The 296-nt window shown below is 64.9% G+C and carries 1 pseudogene; it reads right to left on the bottom strand.

Features of this window, described 5'->3' with window-relative positions:
- Positions 1–179, bottom strand: a pseudogene (locus AC805_RS25730) (type II secretion system protein GspF); the annotation flags it as partial.
- Positions 180–296: the final 117 nt, after the last annotated feature.

Below are 296 nucleotides of genomic sequence, written 5' to 3'. Positions count from 1 at the left end.
GCAAAGCCCAGGCGCGCCTGACCACTGCCCTGCTCGCGGCTGCGCGTGGCCTTGACCTCCAGCGGCGCCAACTGCCGCTCGCGCAACAGCTGGCGCACCTGGCGCGCGCTGTCGGCCTCCAGCACGCCCTTCTGCTGGCGACCACGTCCATCCAGAGCGATGTATTCAAAGGCGGCCATCGACAGATCGCTTCGACTGTAAATGTAGGAGCGGCTTCAGCCGCGATTCACAATGACTCGCGGCTGAAGCGAAATGCCGCCCAGCCGCTCCGACAAGAGCCATTGCCAAGATACCTC

The sequence above is a fragment of the Pseudanabaena sp. 'Roaring Creek' genome, from assembly GCF_001402795.1.
Lineage (GTDB): Bacteria > Cyanobacteriota > Cyanobacteriia > Pseudanabaenales > Pseudanabaenaceae > Pseudanabaena.
Note: the sequence above shows the minus strand (reverse complement) of the source record. Positions and strands in the feature narration are given on the sequence as shown.